21 protein-coding genes and 1 riboswitch are annotated in these 23277 nt (G+C 58.8%); of the genes, 14 read left to right on the forward strand and 7 right to left on the reverse strand.

The window, feature by feature from the left end:
* Positions 1-143: 143 nt before the first annotated feature.
* From AAIE04_RS13935 to AAIE04_RS13955, 5 genes are all read left to right on the forward strand, one after another.
* On the forward strand, positions 144-1763 hold the full coding sequence (locus AAIE04_RS13935) for an ABC transporter substrate-binding protein (protein ID WP_498577149.1): 1620 nt from the start codon (positions 144-146) through the stop codon (positions 1761-1763).
* 141 nt (positions 1764-1904) lie between these two features.
* Positions 1905-2078: riboswitch (M-box (ykoK) riboswitch) on the forward strand.
* Between the two features lie 75 nt (positions 2079-2153).
* Positions 2154-3176 (forward strand): magnesium transporter, encoded by a 1023-nt coding sequence (locus AAIE04_RS13940; RefSeq protein WP_019455426.1) that lies wholly within the window; start codon positions 2154-2156, stop codon positions 3174-3176.
* Between the two features lie 131 nt (positions 3177-3307).
* Positions 3308-3400, forward strand: a complete 93-nt coding sequence (mgtS, locus tag AAIE04_RS13945) for a protein MgtS (RefSeq protein ID WP_004938109.1) — start codon at positions 3308-3310, stop codon at positions 3398-3400.
* A 107-nt stretch (positions 3401-3507) separates the two neighbouring features.
* The gene (locus AAIE04_RS13950) at positions 3508-3687 is read left to right on the forward strand and encodes a hypothetical protein (RefSeq protein ID WP_019455425.1); all 180 of its coding nucleotides are present in this window, start codon (positions 3508-3510) and stop codon (positions 3685-3687) included.
* 26 nt (positions 3688-3713) lie between these two features.
* Complete coding sequence (locus tag AAIE04_RS13955; protein ID WP_498577150.1) at positions 3714-5090, forward strand: cation diffusion facilitator family transporter; 1377 nt, start codon at positions 3714-3716, stop codon at positions 5088-5090.
* Here the strand turns inward: AAIE04_RS13955 and AAIE04_RS13960 are convergent.
* The 3 genes from AAIE04_RS13960 to AAIE04_RS13970 form a co-directional block, all read right to left on the reverse strand.
* Positions 5033-5878: an inositol monophosphatase family protein gene (locus tag AAIE04_RS13960; RefSeq protein WP_498577151.1), complete on the reverse strand. Its 846-nt coding sequence runs from the start codon at positions 5876-5878 to the stop codon at positions 5033-5035. The two genes, AAIE04_RS13955 and AAIE04_RS13960, sit on opposite strands and share 58 nt — an antisense overlap.
* A 66-nt stretch (positions 5879-5944) precedes the next feature.
* On the reverse strand, positions 5945-6385 hold the full coding sequence (locus tag AAIE04_RS13965) for a GNAT family N-acetyltransferase (protein ID WP_498577152.1): 441 nt from the start codon (positions 6383-6385) through the stop codon (positions 5945-5947).
* Between the two features lie 43 nt (positions 6386-6428).
* Complete coding sequence (locus tag AAIE04_RS13970; protein ID WP_498577153.1) at positions 6429-8159, reverse strand: ABC-F family ATP-binding cassette domain-containing protein; 1731 nt, start codon at positions 8157-8159, stop codon at positions 6429-6431.
* A gap of 450 nt (positions 8160-8609) precedes the next feature.
* Between AAIE04_RS13970 and AAIE04_RS13975 the strand changes: the two genes are divergently transcribed.
* Positions 8610-11039, forward strand: coding sequence for a DUF3772 domain-containing protein (locus tag AAIE04_RS13975; RefSeq protein WP_025159764.1), 2430 nt, complete (start codon positions 8610-8612; stop codon positions 11037-11039).
* 48 nt (positions 11040-11087) lie between these two features.
* On the opposite strand, the gene AAIE04_RS13980 is transcribed toward AAIE04_RS13975, so the two are convergent.
* Positions 11088-11255: a hypothetical protein gene (locus tag AAIE04_RS13980; protein WP_230328910.1), complete on the reverse strand. Its 168-nt coding sequence runs from the start codon at positions 11253-11255 to the stop codon at positions 11088-11090.
* 128 nt (positions 11256-11383) lie between these two features.
* On the opposite strand from AAIE04_RS13980, the gene AAIE04_RS13985 reads away from it, so the two are divergent.
* The 3 genes from AAIE04_RS13985 (at position 11384) to AAIE04_RS13995 (ending at position 13756) form a co-directional block, all read left to right on the forward strand.
* A complete protein-coding gene (locus tag AAIE04_RS13985; protein ID WP_498577154.1) occupies positions 11384-12205 on the forward strand; it encodes an alpha/beta fold hydrolase in 822 nt (273 codons plus the stop codon).
* A 509-nt stretch (positions 12206-12714) separates the two neighbouring features.
* Entirely contained in the window at positions 12715-12981 is a 267-nt protein-coding gene (locus AAIE04_RS13990) for a hypothetical protein (protein WP_498577155.1), read from the forward strand.
* A 313-nt stretch (positions 12982-13294) separates the two neighbouring features.
* Entirely contained in the window at positions 13295-13756 is a 462-nt protein-coding gene (locus AAIE04_RS13995) for a GNAT family N-acetyltransferase (protein WP_498577156.1), read from the forward strand.
* A gap of 50 nt (positions 13757-13806) precedes the next feature.
* Here the strand turns inward: AAIE04_RS13995 and AAIE04_RS14000 are convergent, their stop codons facing one another.
* Positions 13807-15945 carry a TonB-dependent siderophore receptor gene (locus AAIE04_RS14000; protein WP_498577157.1) on the reverse strand — a complete coding sequence of 713 codons (2139 nt, stop codon included), beginning with the start codon at positions 15943-15945 and terminating at the stop codon, positions 13807-13809.
* A gap of 386 nt (positions 15946-16331) precedes the next feature.
* Here AAIE04_RS14000 and AAIE04_RS14005 point away from each other — a divergent pair, with 386 nt between their 5' ends.
* From AAIE04_RS14005 to dsdA, 5 genes are all read left to right on the forward strand, one after another.
* The gene (locus AAIE04_RS14005) at positions 16332-17774 is read left to right on the forward strand and encodes a GGDEF domain-containing protein (protein ID WP_019455415.1); all 1443 of its coding nucleotides are present in this window, start codon (positions 16332-16334) and stop codon (positions 17772-17774) included.
* A 103-nt stretch (positions 17775-17877) separates the two neighbouring features.
* Positions 17878-18228 (forward strand): DUF1428 domain-containing protein, encoded by a 351-nt coding sequence (locus tag AAIE04_RS14010; RefSeq protein WP_063919504.1) that lies wholly within the window; start codon positions 17878-17880, stop codon positions 18226-18228.
* An 11-nt stretch (positions 18229-18239) separates the two neighbouring features.
* Positions 18240-18713: a VOC family protein gene (locus AAIE04_RS14015; RefSeq protein ID WP_060439899.1), complete on the forward strand. Its 474-nt coding sequence runs from the start codon at positions 18240-18242 to the stop codon at positions 18711-18713.
* Between the two features lie 26 nt (positions 18714-18739).
* The gene (locus AAIE04_RS14020) at positions 18740-19429 is read left to right on the forward strand and encodes a VIT1/CCC1 transporter family protein (protein ID WP_063919503.1); all 690 of its coding nucleotides are present in this window, start codon (positions 18740-18742) and stop codon (positions 19427-19429) included.
* A gap of 108 nt (positions 19430-19537) precedes the next feature.
* Positions 19538-20875, forward strand: coding sequence for a D-serine ammonia-lyase (dsdA, locus tag AAIE04_RS14025; protein ID WP_498577158.1), 1338 nt, complete (start codon positions 19538-19540; stop codon positions 20873-20875).
* Positions 20876-20925: 50 nt separating this feature from the next.
* Here the strand turns inward: dsdA and AAIE04_RS14030 are convergent, their stop codons facing one another.
* Complete coding sequence (locus AAIE04_RS14030; RefSeq protein ID WP_025159763.1) at positions 20926-22362, reverse strand: 6-phospho-beta-glucosidase; 1437 nt, start codon at positions 22360-22362, stop codon at positions 20926-20928.
* Between the two features lie 130 nt (positions 22363-22492).
* Positions 22493-23227, reverse strand: coding sequence for a MurR/RpiR family transcriptional regulator (locus AAIE04_RS14035; protein ID WP_498577159.1), 735 nt, complete (start codon positions 23225-23227; stop codon positions 22493-22495).
* Positions 23228-23277 lie beyond the last annotated feature (50 nt).

Genomic DNA, 23277 nt, shown 5'->3' on the forward strand with positions numbered 1-23277 from the left:
GCCGCTATCTGGTTAATACCCCTTTGATAATGAAAGAAATTCAACACCGCTTTTGGTTATGACTCATAGCGATTAATGATTTAATTTATTCCACTGCCTCATTGCATATTGAACGCGATAAAACACTCATCAGGGATATCGACGTGAAATATTCATTCAATAGCAATAAATTGGCTGGTTTAATCTTCCTGGCTTTTAACGCGACGTTCGCTCAGGCCGCCGAGGTGCCGGCAGGCGCTAAACTGGCGCCGGTACAGGAACTGGTGCGCGCCAACGGGTATGAACCGGCGACGCTGGATCCGAACCTGGCCGAGAGCAACGTGGAGTTCTATATCTTCAACGATCTGTTCGAAGGTTTGCTGCGCGTCGGGAAAGACGGCGAAGCGATCCCGGCGCTGGCACTGAACTGGGAGCACCAGGGCAACGTCTGGACCTTCCATTTGCGGCCGCAGGCCAAATGGTCGAACGGCGATCCGGTGACCGCCGACGATTTCGTCTATAGCTGGCGGCGCCTCACCGATCCGAAAACCGCCTCGCCGTACGGCAGCTATCTGGCTTCGGCCTACGTGCTGAATGCCGCAGCGATCAACGCCGGCAGCAAACCGCCGAGCGAGCTGGGCGTCAAAGCGCTGGATGCGCACACTCTGCAGGTCACGCTGTCGGAGCCCAATTCTTATCTGCTCAAGCAACTGGTGCATTTCCCGGTTTTGCCGGTTAACCGCAAGGTGGTGGAGCAGTACGGCAAAAACTGGACGCAGCCGGCGCACTTTGTCGGTAACGGGGCGTTTCGCCTCAGTCAGTGGGTAGTGAACGAAAAGGTGGTGGTGGAACGTAACCCGCAGTATTGGGATAACGCCAATACCGTACTCAACAAGGTGACCTTTTTGCCGATCCAGGGCTTCCCGGAAGTGGCGCGTTTTCGCGCCGGTGAGGTTGAGCTGGGATATACCACGCCACCGGAGTTGTATCAGCAGCTGAAAAAAACGCTCGGCGAGCAGCAGTTGGTGACTTATCCGCTGCTTTCCACCAGTTATTTCGCTTTCAATAATCAGCAGGCGCCGTTTAACGATGTGCGAGTGCGCCAGGCGTTGAACCTGGGGCTGGATAAAGAGATCATCGCCGGTAAAGTGTTGGGATACGGCCAACAGCCGGCCTGGACTTTTACCCCTACCGGGGCGGGCGGCTATAGCCTGCAGGCCGGCAGCGCCGCCGGCTGGACGCCCGAGCAACGGCACGCCCAGGCGAAGCAATTGCTGACGGAGGCCGGTTTCAACGCCGAGAATCCGCTGCGCTTTACCGTGTTGTACAGCAATGACGCCACCATCAAGAAAATCGTCATCGCCGCCGCCGCCATGTGGAAAAAGAACCTCGGCGTGGAGGCCACCTTGCAAAGCCAGGAGCGTAAAGTGACGCTGGACAATATCAACCGTGGGCAGTACAGCGTGGCCTTTACTCGTTGGCTGGCGGATTATAACGATCCTTCCACCTTCCTGAACGTGTTCCGCTCCGACAGCAGCGAGAACAGCCCCAAATACCGCAATCCGGACTACGATCGCATTCTGCATCAGGCGACGGCGGCGCAGACGCCGCAGCAGGTGCAGCACAACTTCCAGCAGGCCGAAGCGGTGCTGGCCGCCGATGCGCCGGTGGCGCCGGTGTACTATGAGGCTAACGCCACGCTCATCAAACCTTACGTGAAGGGGATAGACTTTACCCGCCAGGGCGCTTTATACGATAAAAACGTCTACATTCTCGAACACTGAAAAATAAAAAACGGCTGATTTATATCAGCCGTTTTTATAAATGGCCGTTTAATAACATTATCCTAAATACTCCATAAACAACGGGCGATCTTTTCTTCCCGCCGGATAAAACACCGCCTATACTGCGCCGGTAGTTTATATGCAGTATCTCGTTTGGCGAGGCTCCTATACAAACACAGGTTACTGATCTGACGACATCGAGAGATGCCCAAGGTTAAGACAGGCTTTATCGGATTAAGGTTCAGCCCAAAGTAACTTCCGAGCAACAACTCGGATACGTTGTATAGTGCTAAAACCTGGACGCGGAGATAGGCAGTCTGCACTCCCTCTGTGGTTACGCCCCTATGCGATTCGCTGTTGAAGTTCAAAACAGAAATAGGGACTGACAAAATGATTAAGTCACATCAACACTATTCTTCTCCGGCGCTGAGCGCGACTGAAACTCTCGACGAGACTTCGGTCGCCGGTTATATGAACGCCGATTTTATTACTGTTCCCGCGACGATGACGGTCACTCATGCCCGGGAATATTTACTTTCACAGCTTAAAACGGACGAAATTCCCACCCGGGTATTTATTACCGCGGACGATTATCATCTGCGCGGTACGCTGTCGGTGAAAAAACTGCTGCAGTGTGAAGAACAGGATAAAGCGGTCGGCGTGATGATGGATCACAGCTATTTCCAGGTTTCGCCCGACGATGACCGCAACGACGTTGCGCACCTGTTGGGCAAAGGGGGGCTGGACGTAGTGCCGGTGGTGGTCAACAACACGCTGGTCGGCGTGCTGGGAGAGCGTGAGATCGCCCGGCTGGTCGAAGATGAGAATACCGAGGATGCGCAGCGCCAGGGCGCGAGCCTGCCGCTGGACAAGCCTTACCTGGAGACCAGCCCGTGGGCGCTGTGGCGCAAACGTTCGGTGTGGTTGCTGATGCTGTTTGTTGCCGAGGCCTACACCGGCAACGTGCTGAAGGCGTTTGAAGATCAGCTCGAAGCGGCGATTGCGCTGGCGTTCTTCATCCCGCTGCTGATCGGCACCGGCGGCAACAGCGGCACCCAGATCACTTCGACGCTGGTGCGCGCCATGGCGCTGGGCGAGGTCAGCCTGCGCAATCTGGGCGCGGTGATCCGCAAAGAGGTCACGACCTCGCTGCTGATCGCCGTCACCATCGGCCTGGCGGCCTGGGTGCGTGCCTGGATCATGGGCGTCGGCATGGAGGTGACGCTGGTTGTCAGCCTGTCTCTGGTGGCGATCACCGTGTGGAGCGCCATTGTTTCGTCGATCATTCCGATGTTGCTGAAACGCCTCGGCATCGATCCGGCGGTGGTATCGGCGCCGTTTATCGCCACCTTTATCGACGGCACCGGCCTGATTATTTATTTCAAAATCGCCCAGCACGTTTTGGGTATTTAAACCGCGCCCGCCCGTAAAGGGCGGGAATGTGACAAACCTGAGGAGGACGTTAAACAACCATGGACACCGACCAACCCCGATATTTAACGCAAGGGGATTTTATCGACAACATTTAACCTGAGGACAACAAAATGGGAAACATGACTATTTTTATGGGATTCCTGGCAATGATCAGCTCGCTGGGCCTGTTGGCGGCCTATATGAGCACCAAATGGGATGATTGATGAACGCTAAAGATCCGCCTAGATGCATCCTCCCCGTAACCGCTATTTATTATGGGGAGGATTTAGCGGCGCGCTGAACGCGCAGCCTGATACAGGAGTTGATAATAATGACGATTCTTATTCTGGGATTGCTCTACGCCATTTTAATGGTTTCGGTGGGCGTTAATGAGATTTATTTTTATTCCACCGGAAAATCCGAATTCCTCACTAGCCTCATGCTGACATTTTCTGGCAGTATGCTGCTGATCGCCTTTGTCTGGCAATTATCCTCTAAAGTAAAAAAATAAATCACCGTCCGAATGTGAGCAGCATAATGCAAAATGAAAAGCAGGCCGTAGCCAGAAACTCGATGATCGCCAGCGGGTTGCTGGCTACGGGCAAATTCGTCGCCGGTATTTTTACCGGCAGTATTGGCCTGATATCCGAAGGGATCCACTCTTTTACCGATTTTATCGCCACCAGCATTACCTGGCTGGCGGTGCGCATCAGTGATAAACCCGCCGATGACGATCACCACTTCGGCCACGGCAAGGTGGAAAACCTGGCGGCGCTGTTCGAGGTGTTGCTGTTGTTGGCTGCCGCCGGTTGGATCGTCTATGAGGCGGGCAGCAGTCTGCTTGGGCAGCCGCATGAGATCGTCGCTGCGCCGGTGGTGATCGCCGTGCTGCTGATTTCCATCTGCGTCGATTTCTTCCGGGTGCGGGCGCTCAACCGCGTCGCCAAAGCCACCGACAGTGCGGCGCTGGAAGCGGATGCGCTGCATTTCTTTTCCGACATGCTCTCTTCCGGCGTGGTGCTGCTGGGGATGATCTTTGTTCTGCTGGGGTTTGGCCGTGCAGACGCCATCGCCGCGCTGATCGTCGCCGGTTTTATCTTCATCGCAGCGATTAAATTGGGTAAGCGTTCTTTCGACTCGCTGATGGACGCCGCGCCGGCCGGCACTACCGAGGACATCCGCGCTACGCTGGACAGCTTCCCGGCAGTGTTGGCCTGCGACAGCGTACGCATTCGCAACGCCGGCGCGGTGCTGTTCGTCGAGATCACGGTGGCGGTGTGCCGCACCTTGCCGCTGGAGCGCATCAATGCGCTGAAGCAGGCGATTGTCGAACGGTTGCAGGAGCAGTACGCCAAGGCGGAATTCACCGTCATCGCGGTGCCCCAGATCCGTAGCGATGAAGATATGGCTACGCGCATCCGGACGATCGCCGCCAACCACGGCGCACAGGTGCAGAATGTGGCGTTGCAGCAGCTGCCGACGCGCATGGCGATCGGCATGGATTTGGCGGTGCCGGCCAACGCCAGCGTGGCGCAGGCGCATGACATCGCCACGGAGATAGAAGGGATCCTGCGTCAGGCGATCGGCGAAGACACCGAGATAGAGACCCATTTGGAACCGCAGACGCCGCACTGGCTGACCAGTGAGGATGTCGATGCGGCTGAGCTGGCCGATATCCGGCGGATCCTGCAGTCGGCGCTGGAGCAGGGGGAGATGGTGCAAGACGTCCATAACATCCGCGCGCGCAAGACCGACGGCGGCATCATCGTCAACTTCCACTGCCGGGTATCGCCGGCGGTGACCATCGCCGCCGCGCACGATGCGGTCGATCTGATCGAACGGCGGCTGCGCGCGCTTTATCCGGCCATCACGCGCGCGATAGGGCACGTCGAACCGATCAAACCCGGCGTTTGAATCAGCTCGAGCAGCTGCGGATAAAGCACCGGATTGGCCAACAGCAACGGGTTGCCGCGCCGCAGCCCGTTGTTGTTCATGAAGTTGTTCGCCACGCCGCCGGCTTCGCGCGTCAGCACCAGCCCAGGCAGGCTGTCCCAGGCGTTCATGTGCGGTTCGTAATAGCCCAGCAGCCGGCCGGCGGCCACCTGTGCGGTCATCAACGCGCCGGAACCGCTGCGCACAAACATGCCGCCCGCCTGCAGCAAACGGCAGATAAAACCGCTGAATTCCGCTGCCGAGGCGCGCGCTGAAATCCCAACGCCCAACACGCCGTCCGCGACGCTGCGCCCGGCATGCACGCCGATCGGTTCTCCGTTGAGGAAGGCGCCGCCGCCGAGACAAGCGCGAAACATTTCGCGGTGGTTGGGATCGTAGAGCACACCGATCGTCGGCTCACCGTCGATTACCACGCCTATCGAGATGCACCAGGTATGTAACCCGTTCAGGAAGCAGGCAGTGCCGTCAATCGGATCGACCACCCAAATACAGGCGGCGTTATCACCGCTGCCGCCGCTCTCTTCACCGAGAAACCCATCGAGGGGAAACCGGCGGTTGATCATGCGGCGAATCAGCGCCTCGACGCGGCGGTCGGCTTCGCTGACCACATCCTGCAGACCCTGTTTAAAGTCAATTGCCAGGCTTTGTCGGCGCTGATAAAAGCTGAAGGCGAGATCGGCGGCGGCGCGGGCGATTTCACGCGCGAAGCGATAGCGCGCTTCGATATCCTGTGGGGAAAGTGCAGTCATGGCAGGCTCGATAGCAAAGAACGAATCGACTTACCCTGTCATAAAAGGATGAAGTTAATGTGTCGCTCAGCCCGGCGGGTAATAAAAACCCAGCTGTGTCATGGCGTCGGCAGAGGAAAGCGGCGCCGTTGTGGCCCCGGTTGGTATCACCGCTCGCCAAAACGCCAGCCCGCGGGGGTTATCTTGGCCGACCGACAGCGACCAGCCACCCGGATGCTGCGTAAACAAGGCGCGAGCGGCCTGTTGCCCAATTCCGGCGCGCCGCCAGGCGGGCCGGATGTAAAACTCGGCCATTTCGACGCTGGCGCTATCCAGGCGCCTGACCAGCGCAAAACCGGCCGTTTGCCGATCGCTCAAGATCAAATAAGGGTAGCGGCCGGCTTCACGCCAGTAGAGCGGCAGATAGGGGTAAGCCTCGTCGGCGCCCAGCTCGCGCAGGCAGTCAAGCAGCATGGCCGCCAACAGCGGCTGCTGCGCGCACGAGGCCGCTTCAAGTGAAAATGACATGTTGCTCTCCTTAAAAACAGGCCGCCGGGGTGGCCTGTCAGGGTCAGCCCAGCTGCAGCCGGGCGGTGAGGTCGGCAATCTCGCGGCGCCAGCGCGCCTGAAGCGCCGGTTTCTGGTGCTTCGGTTTACGCGCCAGGTCAGCCTCCAGCTTGCTTTCGAGGGCAAACAGGGCGGCCAACAGCGCGTCTTCGCCTTCCAGCCGCGCGTCTGGCGCCGGCGCGTTTGCGTTGGCCTCGTCCGCCGTCGGCAGCGCCGGCGTTTCACCCGCCAGGCGCTGGTACACCGGCGCCAGATCGTGCCACTCCGTCAGTTTTTGCTGGTCGACCAGCCAAAAACGGTTGCAGCTCTGTTCAATCAGCATCCGGTCGTGGGTGACCAGCATGACGGCGCCGGGGAACTGGCGCAGCGTTTCCGCCAGCTCCTCTTTGCCCGCCATATCCAGATGGTTGGTGGGCTCATCCAGCAACAGCAGCGAATGGTTGGCCAACGTCAGGCCGACGAACAGCAACCGCGAACGCTCGCCGCCGCTCAGCGAACGGATCTGCTGAGAGTGGCGCAGGTAAGGGAAACCGGCGCCGATCAGCGCCATTTTTCGCTGCTCCTCGGTCAACGGCGCAAACTGCGCCAGCGCATCGCTCAACGTGTCCTCATCGCGCAACTGCTGCAGGCTTTGATCGTAATAACCGATGCGCACCCGCGGGTGGAACAGCGCCGGGCGCAGCGTTTGTTGCTGATACTCGCGCCACAGCAGACGCAGCAGCGACGATTTGCCGCAGCCGTTGCGTCCGACGATGGCGATGCGATCGCCGCTTTTCACCCGCAGGTGTTCCAGGCTGAACAGCACCGGCGCATCCGGCGCCGGACGCACCGCCCAGTGTGGCAGCGCCAGCAGGCGATCGGCGTCCAGCGCTTCTCCCTGCAGGCGCAGCCGCCACGGGCTGCCGGCGGTCAGGGTAGTCTGTTCTTCCTTCAACCGATCGACGCGCTTCTCCATTTGCTTGGCCTTGCGCGCCAGATCTTCGTTGTCGTAGACCTTGCCCCAGACCGCCAGCCGTTTGGCGCTTTTCTCTACCCGTTCGATCTCCTTTTGCTCGGCCTGGCGACGGTGCTCGTCCGCGGCATCCTGTTCTGCCAACGCAGCGCGCGCAGCGGAGCAGGGTAAGCGGAAGAACTGCAGCGTTTTGTCGCGCAGGATCCAGGTGCAGTTGGTCACCTGGTCGAGCAGATAGCGGTCGTGCGACACCAGCACGAAACTGCCGTTCCAGTTACGCAAGAACTGTTCCAGCCACAGTAACGTGGGCAGATCCAGGTGGTTGCTGGGTTCGTCGAGCAGCAGCAAATCGGGCTGGCGGATCAGCGCGCGGGCCAACAGCAGCCGGGTATGCTGGCCGCCGCTGAGGGTGCCGGCGTTCAACGTCCAGCTCGTTGGTTCAAACCCCATCTCGGCCAGCAGCGCTTCGCAGCGCCAGCGTTCGCTGAGGTGCTGGCTCGCAGGCAACCGGGCCAGAACCGCGTCCAGCAGGGTGCTGGCGTGCAGCTCAGGCGGCAGGTGCTGCTCGATGCGCGCCATCAAGCATTGGTGTGACAATGTCACCGTTCCGCTGTGTGCGGGCAGGGCACCGCTGAGGATTTGCAGCAGGGTACTTTTGCCGCAGCCGTTATCGCCGATCAAACCGATGCGATCGCCTTTTTTCAGGCTGAAGGAAATCTCGCTCAGCAGGGCGCCGAACGCGTTGTCGTAACCGACAGATTGTGCAGACAGTAATGTGCTCATTGCTTACTCAAGAGTTACAGGCATGACAATGCCTATCGTCAAACATCGCTGACGACAACCCGGTAAGCCGGAGGGAAGATCCTGGATTTTAGTAAGCTTCGCTCAAGCTGGGTTATCGCAGCACGATACCGGTAATGCTTGAGCGGCGACGATTACCAAAGAAGTGTGAGTGAAAAACCAATTCACACGTCAGCATAGTAAGTCTCCTTTTATTGGTTGCAGGTTAATCGGTGGCTGGAGTATAGAGCGCTTTGCGCCGCGCCGCCAGTGTAAAAGCGCCCGAATAATCAGCAGGCTAATGACCTCCGGGGCGCATGGCACACAATGGGAATAATTACTGTATTTCGGCCGACATGAAGCAGCTATTATAATTAGCGTTTATGGTTAAGCGACGGTTCATCCGCCGCCTGTTGGTCTGTCTATCAGATAATGATGCTGAGCACTGAATTTATGTTAAAGCCTCGCCCGTTCCTGCTGTTGTTGTTATTGCTGCTGGGTTTGCAGCTCACGCCGCTCGGCGCCGTCGCCGCCACCCAGGATGATCCCGCCGCCGAAAGCGCGCCCGATCCCGCCACGCAGCTGAAAGCCGCGCAAAAGCAGCTCGACAGCATGAAGCAGCTGGTTTCCAAAGCCACTACCGACACCCAGCTCAGCAAGCTGCGGTTGGCGACCGACGATCTGGTCGCCGGCATGGACAAACTGTCTACCGATCTGCAGCCGCTGCAGGAAAAGCTGCAGGCGCAGCTGGACGTTCTGGGGCCGGCACCGGTCGCCGGCGCGCTGCCGGAAACCCCAGCGGTCGCCCAGCAGCGCAATGCGCTGAACAACAGCAAGAAACAGCTCGACGATGCGGTAAAGCGCGCGCAGGCCATCAAGACCAGCGCATTCGACCTGGGGCAACAGATCAGCGATCTGCGCCGGGTAGCGTTTAAAACCCAACTGGCGCTGAATACCGGCAGTATTCTGGGCATCAAGTTCTGGGCGCCGGTGGTGCAGCCGTCAGCGGATGACGTGCAGCGGCTGGATCAGTTCAACACCGAGATGAAAGCGGCCTGGGACGCCAGCTGGCAGGAGGAGTGGCGTTACGGCACGCTGGCGCTGCTGGCGCTGGCGGTGATTGTCTGGTCCTGGGGACGTTATTTCTCCGAGCGTTTCCTTGCCTGGGTCAGCATTCGCTTCTTGCCTGACGGACGCCTGCGCCGCAGCTTCATGGCTATCGTCACCGTGGCGGTGACGGTGTTCACCACCTCGATCGCGTTAAACCTGCTGTATTACGTCTTCGTTCGCGTACAACCGCTGCCGGTGATGCTTGAAGATTTCGCCGAAGGCTTTAACCGTTTGGGGATCTTCTGCGCGATGATCGCCGGGCTGGGGCGCGCGGCGCTGTCGCTGAATCGTCCGTCGTGGCGTCTGGCTTCCATGGATAACGAAGTGGCCGCCGGGCTGCGCTACTTCTCGCCGCTGCTGGCCGGCCTGGCGCTGGCGTTCGGCACCGTAGAGCTGATCAACAACGTCGTCAGCGCCTCATTGGCCACCACCATCTTCGGCAACGGTCTGGTGGCGGGGCTGATCGGCATGGTGCTGCTGGCGGCGCCGCTGCGCGGCCAGCGCATTCGCCGCCGTCTGGAACAGCAGGGCGCGCACCTGGAAAAACGCACGCTGGTCGGCGGGCTGGTGCATATCGTCACCCTGGTGTGCTCGGTGGTGATCCTGTTTTCACTGCTGATCGGCTACATCGCCTTCGCTCGCTTCCTGACCTACCAGCTGATTTGGGTAGTGTTGGTGCTGATGGCGTTCTACTTCATGGTGTTGTTCGCCACCGACTTTTGCGCCGCGCTGTTTTCGCCGCAGACCGTCAGCGGCAAGATGCTGAAGAAAACGCTCAGCTTCAAGGATCGCCACCTGGAGCAGATGTCGATCATCACCACCGCGCTGGCCAAATGTTCACTGCTGCTGTTGATGATCGTCGCGTTGTTCAACGGCTCGTTCGGCAGCACCACGCCGGGTACGCTGATGGAGAAAATCGTCTCCATCCTGACCGGCGAAGGGTTGCAGCGTTTCAACATCGTGCCCGGCAACCTGCTCAACGCGGTGATCTGCCTGGCGATCGGCATCTACATTCTGCGCGCGGTACGGCGCTGGTTGGGTTCTGAACTGCTGCCGAAGACCATCTCGGACGTCGGCATTCGCGCCTCGCTGGTGACGCTGTTCAGCAATATCGGCTATGTGCTGGTGATTCTGATCACCCTGGCGGCGCTGGGCATTCAGTGGAGCAACCTGGCGTGGATCGTCAGCGCCCTGTCGGTCGGTATCGGTTTCGGCTTGCAGGAGATCGTGAAGAACTTTATTTCCGGCCTGATTCTGCTGACCGAACGCCCGGTGAAGGTGGGGGATATGATCGGCATCGGCGGCGTGGAGGGCGACGTGCGTCGCATCAACGTGCGCGCCACCGAGATTCAGCTCAGCGACCGCTCCACCATGATCGTGCCCAACTCGCAGCTGATTTCGCAGAACGTGCGTAACGCCACCATGGGCAATGCGCAAGGGGTGGTGACCATCGCGCTGACGTTCCCGACCTCTATCGACCCGGAACAGGTGCGCAATATCTTGCTCAGCGCCTATAACGAGTATGAAACCATTCTGGAGACGCCGGCGCCTTATGTGCGCTTCAGTCAGTTGGGGCCGGACGGCATTATCCTGAGCGTGACCGGCTATGTGCCGAGTCCGCGCATGGTCGGCGCCACCAAGAGCGAACTGCTGTTCAACATCCTCAAGCTGCTGCGCGCCCAGGAAGTGAGCCTGTCCAGCCCGCAGGAGGTGGTATTCATGAAGCAGCAGGCGACGCGATATCAGGCGAACGAAGAGGAGCACTCTTCGTAGTTCAACGTTAAGGCGGCGGGCCGTTCAGCGACGGCCCGCCGAACGCGGTTAATACATTGACGGCTCAACCGATTGCGAGCAGTCGCTGTTGGCGCCGGAGTTACTGCAGGTGTAGGGTTCATTCGGCGACGCCGGCGGCGCATTCGACGGGCCACCGCCGCCGCCGATACAACCGCTCAACATCAGCATCAAGAACACCAGCGTTATCTTTTTCATCTCACCGTCCTCCATTGCGATTCCTGATTTAAGTATATGTCGGGAAAGCGAACGGCACCGCTTTACGGTGCGATCTATACTCCTCTGATGCCGTTTCGCCGCACCACGTCGACGAATGAGGGGGAAAAATGCCAACCGACGACGATTTAACGCGTTTTGCCGCGCAAGGCGCGCCGGCATTGCCGCCCGGTGCCCGACAGGGGGATATCGAGCATGACGGCGCGCGTATCTGGTATGCCGCCTATGGCACCGAACCGACGGTGATCCTGTTGCACGGCGGCCTGGGCCACAGCGGCAACTGGGGCTATCAACTGCCGGCGCTGTTGGCTGCCGGCTATAACGTGCTGGTCATCGACAGCCGCGGCCACGGGCGCAGCACGCGCGACGCACGGCCGTATCGTTACGATCGGATGGCCGATGACCTGTTGGCGGTGATGACGGCGCTGCGCATCCCGCGTGCCGCGTTGGTGGGCTGGAGCGACGGTGCCTGCGTCGCGCTCATCGCTGCCCACCGGGCACCCGAGCGGGTGGCCGGCGTTTTTTTCTTCGGCTGCAATATGGACGCCAGCGGGGTTAAACCGCCGTCGTCCAGCCCGATCGTCGAACGTTGCTTTGCGCGCCATGCGCAAGACTATGCCGCCTTGTCACCGACGCCGGAAGATTTCGCTCCCTTCGTCGCCGCCGTAAGTCTGATGATGAGCAGCCAGCCGAACTATACCGCGCAGGATCTGGCGGCTATTCGCGTGCCGGTGACGGTGGTGCACAGCGAACACGATGAGTTTATCCGCGCCGAACATGCCGTCTACCTGAGCCACAGCATCCCCGGCGCTCGCCTGGTAACGCTGCCGGGCGTCAGCCACTTCGCGCCCCTGCAGCGGCCGGCGCTGTTCAACCGCGCGCTGCTGGATTTTCTCGCTGGTGCCTGTGTTTTCGGTGATAGTGGCAAGTGAAGAGCGATCGCATAGGAAATAAACCATTCTAGCCAAGCGCTGATTTCCATTTTAATGATATTTTTTCGATTGATTCTGCGGCGTTTGTAACTGTGGTTAAATGTGATAAAAATTAATAAAATATTCAACGAATCAATTAGTGGAATATTAAAGCATTCAATGAGTGCTAGGGGGAACTATTCTTGGTGTCGATGATTATTTACTCCTGAAAATGAACGTTGGATTAATTTCCTATAGCGGTGTGAAAATCCATGTGACAAGCATCATAATTTAATGACATTTAATTTTTTTGCTGGTCGTACAGGGATAGTATGAAATTCAACCATTTTTGATGGTTGCAAACCTGAACAATTCAAGGAGAGAGTTCATGAAAAAAATTTTAAGTAGCCAACTCGATGCCGTATCTGGTGGGTGGCAGGACCGTGACGGTAGTGGGAAAAGATCGTCTGATAACGGTGGCTCTGTAATTCTGGCATAGAAGTAAAATCCCGTGCTTTATAGGTGGCATGATGAATAGGTATATTATTTTTATAAAAGGTGATAAATCAACAGTTATGAGAAAAGAAGTAGTCACACAAAAAGTTATTAACGATATGAAGCAACAGGGATTCAGAAAGCATCATGTTGAAGTAGATGCTGAAAGTGAAAGCGATGCGATTATCAAGCTAAATAAAAAAAGCAATGATTACTTGGATTCATTGAGGGATTTTTCAGGTAACTTATTATTCTGTTCTGTTTGCATTATTATCATGGCCATAGTCTATTTTTTCAGCTAACAAATAGGGAAATCAAAGGATATTGCAATCCATTTTGCATGGTGACCTAAATGATAGCGTTGGAAATGGCTTCGTCAGACACGTTCGACAGTCAGAAAATGAAATAGCGTGGCTGGGCATTGCTGTTGTTCGGCATTCCTTTTTGGTTGACGCTACATATTTTCTGAATGGGTGGTGCCCATTGCCGCGGATGCACCGATTGCGAGTATGTACGGCTCCGGCCTCAGACCTCAATGTGGCGCCGTGGCCTGCGCGTTGACGTTTGCTGTTCTATGCTGGAGGCGGGCATTTTTACATCATCGCAGAGGACATCATGAGCGAAAGCATCGTGGTCAGATCGCTGGAACAACGGGATTACGCCGCCTGGTTGGCGCTGTGGCAGGGGTATAACGCCTTTTACGGCCGGGAGGGGGCAACGGCGTTGCCGGACGAAGTGACGCAAACCACCTGGCGGCGTTTTTTCGACGCCTACGAGCCGATGTTCGCGCTGGTCGCCGAGCATCAGGGGCAGGTGGTTGGATTAACGCACTATCTGCTGCACCGCAGCACCATTCAGCTGCAGCCCAACTGCTATCTGCAGGATCTGTTCACCGCAGAGGCGGTGCGCGGTAAAGGGGTGGCGAGGGCGCTGATCGCGGCGGTTTACGAGCGTGCGCAGCAGCTGGGGTTGCCGCGCGTCTATTGGAATACCCATGAAACCAACCAGACGGCGATGCGGCTGTATGACAAGGTGGCGGATCGTCCCGGATTTGTGATGTATCGCAAGGCGCTTTGACGCCCGGTGAAATGAAAACGGGCGCCAAACGGCGCCCGACAATAGGCAGGTTAGAAATCGACCGTCACCTGCAGGCTCAGGCTGCGCGGTTCCCCCTCAATCACGCGTAAATTGCCGGCGCTGGAGGCATAATATTCGCGGTTGAACAGGTTTTTCACATTCAGCTTCAGCTGAGTATGTTTCCCCAACAGTTTGCTGTCCCAGGCGACAAACGCATCCGCCACGGTATAGGCCGGCATGGTGAAGCTGTTCTCCGGATCGCCGGCGCGGCGGCCGACGTAGCGTGCGCCGCCGCCAACGCGCACCTCGCCGGGCACCACCGGCAACGTCATGCGGTGGCTGAGGTACAGGCCGCCCATGTTGGTCGGGGCGTTGACCAGCCGATTGCCGACGTTGGCCGGGTTGAGATTGTCTTCAACGATTTCGGTCTTGTCGTAGCTGTAGTTGGCGGTGAGATCCCAGTTGCGCGCCACTTCGCCGTTCAACTCCAGTTCGACGCCGGTGGAGCGCGCTTTGGGAATGCTGCGGGTCACGCCGTTGATAAAGATCGACATATTGCTTTCATCGATGCGATAGAGCGCCAGCGTGGCGTCAAACGCCGGGGTGACTTGCCATTTGCCGCCCACTTCATAAGTGGTGCCGGTTTCCGGCGTGGCGACGTTGCCATTGTCGTCGATGGCGGTGGATGGCGTGAAGGAACGGCTGTAGTTGCCGTACAGCGACAGGCTCGGCGTCAACTTATACACCAGTCCCGCCTGCGGCAAAAACTGGTTATCTTTGTCATTGAGCGTATTTTTCGGCTGCCGGAAACCGTTGCTGTTGTTCTGATAATACGACTGATAGCGCGCGCCCAGCACCGCGATCCATCGCTCGGTGAGATGAATGCTGTCCTTGGCGTACAGAGAGCGGCTGAACAGCGTGGCGCGCAGATTGCTCGCCGCGTCGCTGTAGGTCGTACTGTCAGTGACAGGCGTTTCGCCATAGGTCGGATCGTACATGTTGAAGGTCTTCGACACCTTGCCGCGATAGGAATACGCCTTATAGGTCTGGTTTTTCTCGTAGTCCACGCCCAGCAGCAGGTCATGCTGCATGCCGAATACCTCCGGCGAGCCGGTCAGATCCCACGAGTAGTAGTGGGTCTGGTGATTAAAGCCTCGGTTGGCGTCGGCGCGGCGCGAAACGATGCCGGTCGTGGTATCGACGGCGGTGGCGCGCACTTCGTTACTGTCGTAACGGCGCTGCAGCCACGCGTAGTTGACGCGGGTGGTCCAGATCGGATCCAGCGCGTATTCATAATGGGCGCTCAGGCGTTTGTTTTTGCCCCAGGCGCGGTTGGCGTAATCATCAAGCCGGCGGTTGTAGGGCACATCGACCGGTTTACCGTCGATAAATGCGGTGCCGCGATCGTAAGGAATGTCGTACTTATATTCGCTGTAGGCGATGTTAAAGGAGGCTTTGTCGCCGAACCAACTGAGCGAGGGGGCGAGCAGCGTGTGTTCGTCGCTGCCGAAGTTGCGCCAGTAATCCGCGTGCTGACGTTCGGCGATCAGGCGAAAGGCGAAGCCGCCGCCCAGCGGGCCGGTGACATCGACACTGCCGCTGCCGCCGCCAAAGCTGTTGGTGGCGCCGCTGATGCGGGTGTTCCAGTCATACTGCGGTTTTTTACCGATCAGATTGATGATGCCGCCAGGGCTGAGGATACCGTAAAGCAGTGAAGCGGAGCCTTTCAGCACCTCGACGCGTTCGGTGGTGGCGTCCATGCTCAACCCCTGGTTGCTGCGTACGCCGTCGATGAACACCGAACCGTCGGAGTTGACCCCAAAACCGCGTTTGACAAAGCCGTCCTCGGTGCCGCCGAGTGTGTTGCCCTGGGTGACGCCGCTGACGAACTTCATCGCGTCATTGACGCTTTTGACCTGGAAGTCGTCAATCACCTGAGAGGTGACAACGCTGATCGATTGCGGCACCTCGGCGATCGGCGCTGCGGTTTTGCTGCCGGTCGAAGCGGTATCGGCGCTATAGCTGCCGGCAGGCAGCGGGGCGGCGGTTACTGTGATGGACTCCTCCGATTTAGCGTCGGTCACGGCGGCGATCGTCAGGGCGGGAAACAGGCCGGCAAACAGGGGCAGCGTACGCAGAATGGGATTTTTTTTGCTTTTGTAGGGGTGGCGAAGAACTGACTGGCGCATATCATTCCATGGTAAAATAATAAATAGTAACGATTATCATTATAATTATCATTTGATGAAATTAGATAGAGGAAGTTGGCGCCCTTCGCGCATTGCAAGATTTTATTTTGCCATCAGTGAAAAGCATGGCGGTTTTGCCGGTATAAATTCGCCGGATTGGCCACAAAGATCAAGGTGACGGCAGCGTTTCGGCAGTTTCTGCGTCTGGTAGCTGGTTGCCGTCAATATATTGATACACAAATATATTTTCCCTTGATGAATAAACAGATGCCCGCGCTGGCAAAACTGGCAATAATAGCCGGGTCGGCCGTGTGTGTTCTCCTTGTTCGACGGTTGTGACGCGAAAAGACTGTCACTTTACGCTAGCGAAAGTCTCTGGATCCAAGATGCAAACCATCCCGTTGTCCGATACCCGTAAAATCTGGCCCGCGACCCTCATCTTTTTGCTGGTGTTTGCGCTGTGCCTGCTGGGTATCGTGAGCCGTCCCGGCAGCTTTCTGGCGATATTCTGGCCGGTAAACGCCGTGCTGCTGGCCGTTTTGGTGCGCCGCCCGCAGTGGGCCACCTGCGCCGGCTGGGGCATGGCGGTGCTGGGCTATCTGGCGGCGGACCTGTTGACCGGCAGTTCGCTGGAAAAGGCGCTGCTATTGAATGCCGCCAATCTTTCCGGCGTGGTGGCAGGGTATTGGCTGTTCATGCGGCTGTCGCCACCGGCGCGCATGTTGCAGCGCGGCGCTTCAAGCATGTATCTGTTCGGCATCTGCCTGGCCGCCGCTGCCGTCACCGGCGTGGCGGGCGCCGTCGCCTCTCAGTGGCTGTTCGGCAGACCCTATTTGACCTCGCTGGCGCTGTGGTTCTCGTCCGAATTCACCAATTACGTCACGCTGATGCCGTTCATTCTGGTGTTTCCCATCGATTGGCGACATCGCCTGCGCGCGGCTTGCGCCATGCTGATGCAGCGCAGCCAATGGCCGCAGGCGGGGCAAAAACTTGCGGTGTTGGCGCTGCTGGCGCTAGCGGCGGTTTGCAGCGTGCTGATCGGCGGGCCCGGCGCGGTGATCTTTCCAATGCCGGTGCTGCTGTGGCTGGCGATGTCCTTTTCACTGTTCAGCACCATGATCGCGGTGCTGGTTTACGTGCTGTGGTGCCATCTGGCGATCGATTTCGGGCTGTTGAGCACGACGCTCGATATGAAGGTGTTGCAGAACGCGGTGTCGATGCGTTTGGGCATTGCGCTGTTGGCGCTGGGGCCGATCGCCGTCGCCAGCATGAACTATGCGCGCAATGCGCTGTTGCGCACCCTGGAGCATGTGGCGAATCACGACGCCTTGACGCATGTGTTGACGCGCAATGCGTTTATGCAGCGCGGCGAACGGGTGATTGACCAAAAAGGCGAGCTGGTTTGCGTCATGATGCTCGATATCGACTATTTCAAATCGATTAATGACCGTTTCGGCCACGCCGGCGGCGATCAGGCGCTGATGGCCTTTACCCGCGCGATCGCCGCCGATCTGAGCGTCAATGATCTGTTTGGCCGCATGGGTGGCGAAGAGTTTGCCATTGTCTCGACGCTCGGCCAGCCGCAGCAGGGATTGCAGCTGGCCGAACGGCTGCGGCAACGCATCGAAGCGGAGTCGATCACCATGCCGGCCGGCCATCCGCTGCAGATCACCGTCAGCATCGGCATGGTGACCTGTACGGGCGGTTCCGGCCATAGCCTGGCGGATCTGCTGAAACTGGCGGATCTGGCGGTATACAAAGCAAAAAATGCCGGCCGCAACCGGGTCGCCACGCCTGAGTCTTACCCGCCGCCGGCCCCCGGCCGCTAACTTGCGATCCGCGCAGCGCCCCCGCCGTCTAAACTGGTAGGGGGTGCAGGCAACTCCGCCTGCGTTAAACCGACTGTCCTTAAACAGACAAGAGGATGCCAGGATGAAATACATCGACGGGTTTGTGGTGGCGGTGCCGGCCGCCAACAAGGAGGCGTATCACCGGTTGGCGGCTGCAACGGTGCCATTGTTCAAAGAGTTTGGCGCCACGCGCATCGTGGAGTGTTGGGGTGATGATGTGCCCGACGGCAAACTGACCGACTTTCGCGGCGCGGTGAAGGCGCAGGAAGGCGAAGTGGTGGTGTTCAGCTGGATCGAGTATCCCTCCAAGGCGGTGCGCGACGCCGCCAACGAGAAAATGATGAGCGATCCGCGCATGAAGGCGCTGGGCGAGATGCCGTTTGACGGCAAGCGCATGATCTTTGGCGGGTTCGCGCCAATCCTTGATGAGTGAAGGAGGCGCAGATGGCCAGAATTACGCAACATCTGTGGTTTGAAAAAGACATGGAGGCGGCGCTGAACTGCTATGTCGCGCTGATTCCCGGTTCGTCCGTGAACTGGTTTTCCGATCTGCCGGCGGATACGCCGAGCGGCCCGGCCGGCAGCGTGAAGCTGGCCTCCTTCACCCTGGGCGACCAGCGCTACGCGGCGATCGAAGCCGGGCCGCTGGATCCGTTCAACCACAGTTTCTCCGTGATGGTGGAGTGCGACGATCAGGCGGAGGTCGACCGGCTGTGGGATGCGCTGAGCGAAGGCGGCGAGGCGGAGCAGTGCGGTTGGCTGCGCGATCGTTGGGGGCTGTGCTGGCAGATTGTGCCGCGGCGTCTGACGGAGTTGATGAACGACCCTGACGCCGCCCGCGTGCGGCGGGTGACGGAAGCGATGCTATTGATGGGCAAAATCGACATCGCCGGCCTGGAAGCGGCAGCGCGAGACTAGCGGCAAGATCGAGAAGGAGAGAACGGATGCACCGAGAGCGGCACAGTATTGAGCGCATCGGCTGGCTGCGGGCGGCGGTGCTCGGCGCCAACGACGGCATTGTCTCAACGGCCAGCCTGCTGCTGGGCGTGGCGGCGGCCAGCGCCTCGCATTCCGCGTTGATGATCGCCGGCGTCGCCGGGTGGGTGGCGGGCGCGATGTCGATGGCCACCGGCGAGTATGTGTCGGTATCGTCGCAGGCGGATACCGAAAAGGCTGCCCTGGCTGAGGAGCAGGCGGAGCTGCTTGAAGACTACCCGGGGGAGTTTCGTGAACTGACGTCAATCTACGTGCATCGCGGCCTGGATCCGGCACTGGCCCGGCAGGTAGCGGAAAAGCTGATGGCGCACGATGCGCTGGAGGCGCATGCGCGCGACGAGCTGGGCATTTCCTCCGCCACGCGCGCCCGGCCGCTGCAGGCGGCGTTAGCGTCGGCGCTGAGTTTCTCCCTCGGCGCGCTGTTGCCGCTACTGGTGGCGCTGTGGGCGCCGCTCGACTGGACGCGGCCGGCGCTGGTGGTCTCGGCGCTGATTTCCCTCGGCGTGCTCGGCGGCATCGCCGCAAAAACCGGCGGTGCGCCGATCTTGCCGGGCGTCGCGCGCATCCTCATCTGGAGCGCCCTGGCGATGGCGGTCTCCTCCGGCGTCGGCATGTTGTTTGGCGTCGCCGCCGGGTAGCGCCGGGTTTGCATCAATCTGTTGCATCCCAAGAGCAGAATTTATCATTTGTCAGCCGCCGGCGTTCGCGGCATGGTGACGGCAATGCCAACTCAGTCAGGGACACTTATGCACCAATCACAGATTCAACCGTGGATCGCGCAGCATCCGCTGCTGCAACGCATGGTTGCTCTTGAGCCGATCACCTGGTTCAATCCGCGTGCGACCACGCTGGCCGCAGGGCTGCCTCATGTCGGGCTGAGCGCCGCCGACGTGGCCGAAGCCGAGCAGCGCCTGGCGCGCTTTGCGCCATATCTCGCCGCGGCCTTCCCGGAAACCCAGCCCACTGGCGGGATCATCGAATCCGAACTGGTGGCGATCCCCGCCATGCAGCAGGCGCTGGATCGCCGCTACGGGCACACTCTGGGTGGGAAACTGCTGTTGAAAAAGGACAGCCATCTGCCGATCTCCGGTTCAATCAAGGCGCGCGGCGGCATCTATGAAGTGCTGACGCACGCGGAGAAGCTGGCGCTGGAGGCGGGGCTGCTGCAGACCGGTGATGACTACGCCCGGTTGTTTTCCGACGAGTTCCGTCAGTTCTTCAGCCAATACCGTATCGCCGTCGGATCGACGGGCAATCTGGGATTATCCATCGGCATCATCAGCGCCCGCCTGGGATTTGACGTCAGCGTGCACATGTCGGCGGATGCGCGGGCGTGGAAGAAGCAGAAGCTGCGCGACAACGGCGTGACGGTGGTGGAATACGCCGAAGATTACGGCGTGGCGGTGGAGCAGGGCCGCAAACAGGCGGCGAACGATCCGCGTTGTTTCTTTATCGACGATGAAAACTCGCAAACCCTGTTCCTTGGCTATGCGGTGGCCGGCGGCCGCCTGAAGCGGCAGTTCGCCGAACAGGGCATCGTGGTGGACGCGCAGCATCCGCTGTTCGTTTATCTGCCGTGCGGCGTCGGTGGCGGGCCGGGCGGCGTGGCGTTTGGCCTCAAGCTGGCGTTCGGCGATCACGTTCACTGCGTTTTCGCCGAGCCGACCCATTCGCCCTGCATGCTGCTCGGGGTTTACAGCGGGCTGCATGACGGGATTGCGGTGCAAGATCTCGGCATCGACAACCGCACAGCGGCGGACGGATTGGCGGTGGGGCGCGCCTCCGGCTTTGTCGGCCGGGCGATGGAACGCCTGCTGAGCGCGTTTTACACCCTGAGCGACGAGGAGATGTTCGCGTTGCTCGGGTTGTTGGATCGGCACGAACATATCCAGCTGGAGCCGTCTGCGCTGGCCGGCATGGCCGGGCCGTGGCGCATGGCGGCCAATGCGCAACCGTTGAGCGGGCAAGGCGTGAGCGCGGAGAGTCTGGCGCAGGCGACGCATCTGGTGTGGGCGACCGGCGGCGGCATGGTGCCGCCGGTGGAAATGGCGAAGTACCTCGCCGCCGGGCAGACGGCGGAGTAAGGCGCAATAAAAAAAGGGGCGAACATCGCCCCTGATTGTCTGCCACGCCGTTACAGCTGTTCGCCGTTGCTGGCGATGACCCGGCGGTACCAGTCGAAGCTCTTCTTGCGCGAGCGCTCAAGCGTACCGGTGCCGTCGTCGTGTTTATCGACGTAGATAAAGCCGTAGCGTTTGCTGTACTCACCGGTGGTGAACGACACGCAGTCGATGCAGCCCCAAGGGGTGTAGCCGATCAGATCCACGCCGTCTTCAATCACCGCTTTCTTCATCTCTTCGATATGAGCACGCAGATAGTCGATGCGATAGTCATCGTTGATCTGGCCGTCCGCTTCCACCTTGTCGAAGGCGCCGAAGCCGTTTTCCACGATAAACAGCGGCTTCTGGTAGCGTTCATACAATACGTTCAGCGAGTAGCGCAGCCCGACCGGATCGATCTGCCAACCCCAGTCGGAAGCCTTGACGTGCGGGTTCGGCACGTTGCCCGGGAAACCGAACATGCCGTCGCTGCCTTCCACCGCGTTGGCCTGCAGCGCGTTGCTCATGTAATAGCTGAAGCCGATGTAGTCGGTGCAGCCCTCGCGCAGGATCTGGGCGTCCTGCGGCTGCATCTCGATCTTCAGCCCTTTGCGTTCCCAGTCGCGCAGCAGATAGCTTGGGTAGTAGCCGCGCATCTGCACGTCGGTGTACAGATAGCGCTGGTGCATCGCTTCCACGGCGTACATCACGTCGTCCGGCTTGCAGGAATAAGGGTAGAACGGCACGCAGGCCAGCATGCAGCCGATCTTGAACTCCGGGTTGATCTGATGGCCGAGTTTGACCACCTGCGCACTGGCGACGAACTGGTGGTGCAACACCTGATACAGTGCCTGCTCCGGATTGTCTTCCTGGGTGTAATCCACGCCGGAACAGCAGTAGCCGAACAGCGGGTAGCGGTAGTTGCTCTGGTTGTTGATCTCGTTGAAGGTCATCCAGTACTTCACCTTCTCGCGGTAGCGGCGCATCACCACTTCGCTAAAGCGCACGAAAAACTCCACCACCCGGCGGTTTTTCCAGCCGCCGTAGGTTTTCACCAAATGGTAAGGCATTTCGAAGTGGGACAGGGTGATCACCGGCTGGATGCCGTATTTCAGCAGCTCATCGAACAGATCGTCGTAAAACTGCAGGCCGGCTTCGTTCGGCGCCGTTTCGTCGCCGTTCGGGAAGATGCGCGTCCAGGCGATCGAGGTGCGGAAGCATTTGAACCCCATCTCGGCGAACAGCGCCACGTCTTGTTTGTAGCGGCCGTAGAAGTCCACCGCTTCATGGTTGGGGTAACGGTAGCCATCGAGCACGCCGTCGGTCATCACGCGATCGACGCCGTGCGAACCGCCGGACAGCACGTCGGCGATGCTTGGGCCTTTGCCGCCCCGATCCCAACCGCCTTCAACCTGGTGCGCGGCGACCGCGCCCCCCCACAGAAAATCCTTCGGCAACTGTTTCATCGTCAATGTCTCATCGGTTTATTTAATGAAGGGTAATCACGCTGCGTTGAGAATAGAGTACCAATACCGAAAGAAATGTCACGATATAACAAATCACCGTGAAAAGTGATTTGTCACAATAAAAAAACAGCCTGTTTTATTTTGCCGAATTAATATGCCCGAGCCGTTTGCCGATGGTTTCAATAATGTAAAGCACGGGGATCTGCGTGGTAATATTATGATGGCCGCCGATCAAATGCTGCGGAACGTGGTAAGAGAGGTTGAAGTCCGCCAGCCGCGCGAGCGAAGAGGTTTCGTTGTTGGTGATGCTGATGATTTTGCAGTGGTGCAGACTGAACTGGCTCGCCAACCGCAGGATCTCTTCGGTCTCGCCGGAGACCGACAGCATGATCGCCACCGCGTTTTTATACATATCGCTGTTGACCGGATAATAAGGATCGTCGATATGGGTGCTGAATTTCCCGACGTTGGAGAAGAAACGCGCGCCATATTTCCCCAATGCGCCTGACGTACTGATGCCGACGAAAATAATTCGCTCGGCGGCGGCGATATGCTGCACCGCCTGATCGATCAGCTGATTAAACTCTTCGTTGCTGACGCTTTTAAAAAAGCTGAGGATTTCGCCGATGCCGGAATCGAGCGGCGGCGCGTCGCTTTGCTCGAGGTACAGTTTGAAACGGATGCGAAATTCCGAATAGCCGTCACAGCCCATTTTTTTGCAAAACCGCAGCACGGTGGTGGTGGACACGCCGGCGGCCTCCGCCAGCTCGCGGATGGTCATGTACATCACCTGATTTTTGTGTTTGCTGACGTAGTTATAAACCATCAGCTCCAGGGCGTTGAGCTCGGCGATTGCTTTATGGGTGAACATGAGTCGGTCCGGCGGCTGAAAACGGGAAGCTTATCTGCAGGTTAACATAG

This window comes from Serratia sp. Ae19-1 (genome assembly GCF_059801225.1).